This window comes from Bacteroidales bacterium (genome assembly GCA_018334875.1).
In the GTDB taxonomy this organism is placed as follows: Bacteria; Bacteroidota; Bacteroidia; order Bacteroidales; family UBA12077; genus JAGXLC01.
On the sequence record JAGXLC010000415.1, the window covers coordinates 1 to 3,599 of the forward strand.

Annotated in this window: 4 protein-coding genes and 1 tRNA gene; 3 read left to right on the forward strand and 2 right to left on the reverse strand. The window is 42.5% G+C overall.

Annotation, left to right across the window (positions count from 1 at the left end; all coding sequences use genetic code 11):
• On the forward strand, positions 1 to 202 hold a 202-nt coding region (locus tag KGY70_19030), incomplete at its 5' end, for a hypothetical protein (GenBank protein ID MBS3777296.1).
• Positions 203 to 249: 47 nt separating this feature from the next.
• Here KGY70_19030 and KGY70_19035 read toward each other — a convergent pair.
• Positions 250 to 855: a hypothetical protein gene (locus tag KGY70_19035; GenBank protein ID MBS3777297.1), complete on the reverse strand. Its 606-nt coding sequence runs from the start codon at positions 853 to 855 to the stop codon at positions 250 to 252.
• Between the two features lie 122 nt (positions 856 to 977).
• Positions 978 to 2,633 (reverse strand): FAD-dependent oxidoreductase, encoded by a 1,656-nt coding sequence (locus KGY70_19040; protein ID MBS3777298.1) that lies wholly within the window; start codon positions 2,631 to 2,633, stop codon positions 978 to 980.
• Between the two features lie 180 nt (positions 2,634 to 2,813).
• Here KGY70_19040 and KGY70_19045 point away from each other — a divergent pair.
• Together KGY70_19045 and KGY70_19050 are read left to right on the forward strand one after the other, a co-directional pair.
• Positions 2,814 to 2,897: transfer RNA gene (locus tag KGY70_19045), tRNA-Leu, on the forward strand.
• 494 nt (positions 2,898 to 3,391) lie between these two features.
• A partial coding sequence (locus KGY70_19050; protein MBS3777299.1) for a hypothetical protein occupies positions 3,392 to 3,599 on the forward strand: 208 nt, incomplete at its 3' end.

Below are 3,599 nucleotides of genomic sequence, written 5' to 3' on the forward strand. Positions count from 1 at the left end.
GGAAGAAATAACGGCGGCACGACGGCACGAAAGAACGACGGCACGAAAGAACGACGGCACGAAAGAACGATGGAACGAAAGAACGATGGAACGAAGGAACGAGAAGAGGAGAAGACGGGAAGTGAGTAGAGACATGCCGTGGCATGTCTCTTCGGGTGGAAGGAATGATTCAATGGAGCAAGAAACGGGGAAGATGGGATGAGTAGTGAGTTTTGAGCAGTGAGGCAAAAAGTAGTAGTGAGTAATGAATTAGAAAGAAAATCGTAGCTGAATCATTCCGGGGTTCAGAGCCATTTGGAAATTGTCACTCCCCAGCATTTCATTGATCGATTGCTCATTTAATATAACAAGGGTTAAATCGAACAGAAGTAAAAAACTACCCTGAAGCAATAATGAATTGCCATAACCTGCAAGCCTTTTTTGGTGTTTGGCCGAGTTTTTTGACCGTTCCTTCAGGTAAAATCCCGTCATCACATAGGCTGCATCCAGACCGGTATTGAAAAGCAGAACCTTGCTGAAGCTATTGTATTCATTGAGCGTTTCAATGCCTGTTAAATCCAATTGTCCGTTCATCGCACCCAGATAGCCGGAAACAGCAATGCCCATGTTCACAGTATTCCAGAATACGTTCATCTGGTGGAAATAGTAATTCTTTCCCCGTGTTTGGGTCATCTGATAGCCACTGACCAGAAAATTACCGGCAGCCCAGGAGCCCAATACCACCATCCCATTCTTTTGAAAGTTCCAGAGTTTCGCATTCCAATCTGCTTCACTGGTTTTTTGTCCGTTAACATTTAAAGACAAAAGGGCAAACAGAAGAAAGGGTATAACAAATGAAAAAACAGACCGATTCATATTGACTCTTTTTATAGTAGAACAAAGAAAAGATCACTTTGCTCAATACCCAGCCAAATTTTTTCTATTGACCTGCGGAATAGGTTTCATTTTCCCGGATTGCCTGCGGAATGACTCTTCAACTAATTTTCAAGAATTTGTCCGTCATTTACCAGTTGTTCCTTTAACAATTCATAAGGCAAATCCTGTAAAGCCATATTTTCATCAATAGCCAGAGCAGCGGCACTACCTGCACTTTGTCCAAGGATCATAAATACCGGTTCCATGCGGATTGAGCCAAATGCAATATGTGAGCTGGATACAGCCACAGGAACCAGTAAATTCTCACAGTCCTTCTTTTTGGGGATCAGTGAACGGTAGGATATCTGATAGGGCTCGGGTACGCTTATTCCAATATCTCCCTCATTCTGCACATAGCCATCGGAGGTAATGTATCTCTGTACATTATGGGAATCCATGGTATAGGAGCCCATCCCCACAGACTCCGGCACTTCCCTTTCACCTAATATATCGTGCTCGGTCATCACGTAATCCCCAATCATTCGCCTGGCCTCCCGAATGTATAATTTGTAAGGCCAGTGGCCGTTGTCTTCAAATTCATCTTTGGCAAGGCCCCATTGTTTCACCTCATTTTGTATTGTATCGGGTACCCTGGGATCATTGGCAAGAAAATACATCAAGCCTTTTTGATAGACCTCATGTTCCCGGATGATCTCTTTTCTTTTGGCATAAGAGCCTTCGGGATATTCGTAATTCATGCCGATGTTGTCGGTACTGAAAGGTCCATGATTGTTTACATCCGTTTTCCGGTTGGGGATGGCATCAAATTTTTGAAATACATTGGCCCGCTCATGCCATCCGGACTCATACAATCGCAGCAACACCAGGTACCGTTCTGCATTGTAATTCTCCGGCATGGGAAATGGAACCTTGTTATCGGGATGCCTGGTCAAACACATGCGAAAGCAGTAGGCCTGTATCTTTTTATCTCCCGAGCCTTTTTCTCCGGGAGGATCCGTGGAAACCCGCGGAATGATACCGCTGCCGGGATCACCCGGAGAATAATAGGGATCTATCTGATCAACGCCGGGTTCAAAATAGTGGCTGTGATGATACACACCGGTCTGTACTCCGTTCCAGTTTTCGTCGTACTTGCTGTTGGCCTCCCGGCCCACATGATAATCTACGCCTGCTGCGGCCATCAGATCACCTTCATAGGTGGCATCGATAAACATTTCTCCCTTGTAGGTATTGCCGCTTAAAGTTTCCATGGAAACAATGCTTCCTGCTTCTTTTACCACACCATCTTTCCGGTTCAGCCATTCATCCCGGTGAACGATGATGTCATATTCATCGATAAAGTTTTCGTAAACCTTTTCAGCCACATGGGGCTCGAAAATCCACATGGTACGGTTTTCTCCGTCAATAGCAGGCACGCCCTGGCCTCTGTTGCCAAATTCAGACTTTTCCTGCCAATCCCAGGCTTCAGACTGCTGGTAGTGCTGGTAAACCCGGTGGTAAAACTCCCGTGAAAGGCCTCCGATCACACTTTTATCACCTACATCTGTAAAGCCCAGTCCGCTGGAAGAAAGGCCCCCAAGATGCTCTGCAGGAGAGACCATGATCACTTCCTTATCCATTTTAGCTGCCTGAACGGCTGCGGTCACTGCTGCCGAAGTGCCTCCATAGACGATAACATCGGCTTCATAGCCGGAAGCCTCCGCAGTATCTCCCTGGCTGGAATCTGAGGGTGAACACCCGGTAAACAGTGCACCCATCAAAATGATTAGAACGAAGCAATTGAAGATGCTTCTAACATTTGGTCCTGAAATAAAAATTAATCCATGCATATCATTAAATATTTATCAGGCCAAATTAAAAATAAATATGCAACATTTGAAGTTATATTCCATTTGATTTGTAAAAGAAATTTATATTTTTGTAAGCCGAAAAAAGAGGCCCAGGTGGCGGAAATGGTAGACGCGCATGGTTGAGGGCCATGTTCTCATTAGAGAGTGCTGGTTCGAGTCCAGTCCTGGGCACAGAGAAAACAAAATAATCCGCTTACCATTAGCGGATTATTTTGTTTTAAAATGTGTTTATAGGGCAAATGGCAGGCAAATTTTGATGGTCAAATAAAAAATCACCTCCTAAATTGCGGTCCTAATATGGGTGACTACAACGTGAAATCTAATTGAAATACAGCAAACTATAAAGCCATCCTCTTGATTCACTGAAATGCAGCTTATAAACTCTCTATCCTCATCCCTTCCATATAGCTGACAGTTTGGTTTCTCTTAACTTCTTATTTCAATATACTTCACACTATGAAAGTGTTTTTATTAACATTCAGCAAAAGGTTTTCCTGCAATTGAGAAAGAAAACACCCGGTAATTAAATTGAAATAAGTAACCAAAAATATGCCGAACATTAACTCTTAAATACCGGGTGTTGTTGTTAATCTGTCTGTATATCATTTATCAAAAGTTATACCAAAACACACAAAATGTTGATATAATTATATTTGTACAGATTTATGAAAAATATAAGATATTCATTTGTAAGAAAACTTATATATGAAAGATATGATGAAAACAACTTTTGTAAGAAAACTTACAAGGATAAAGATCTGCTTGAAGCCATTAATGAATTGGGCATCGGGTTTTATTATAAGAAGCTGGTAGAATCAAACCACCGGTTCAATAAATTGTACCTCGAAAGAAACAAAGAATATGCCTCTGCAC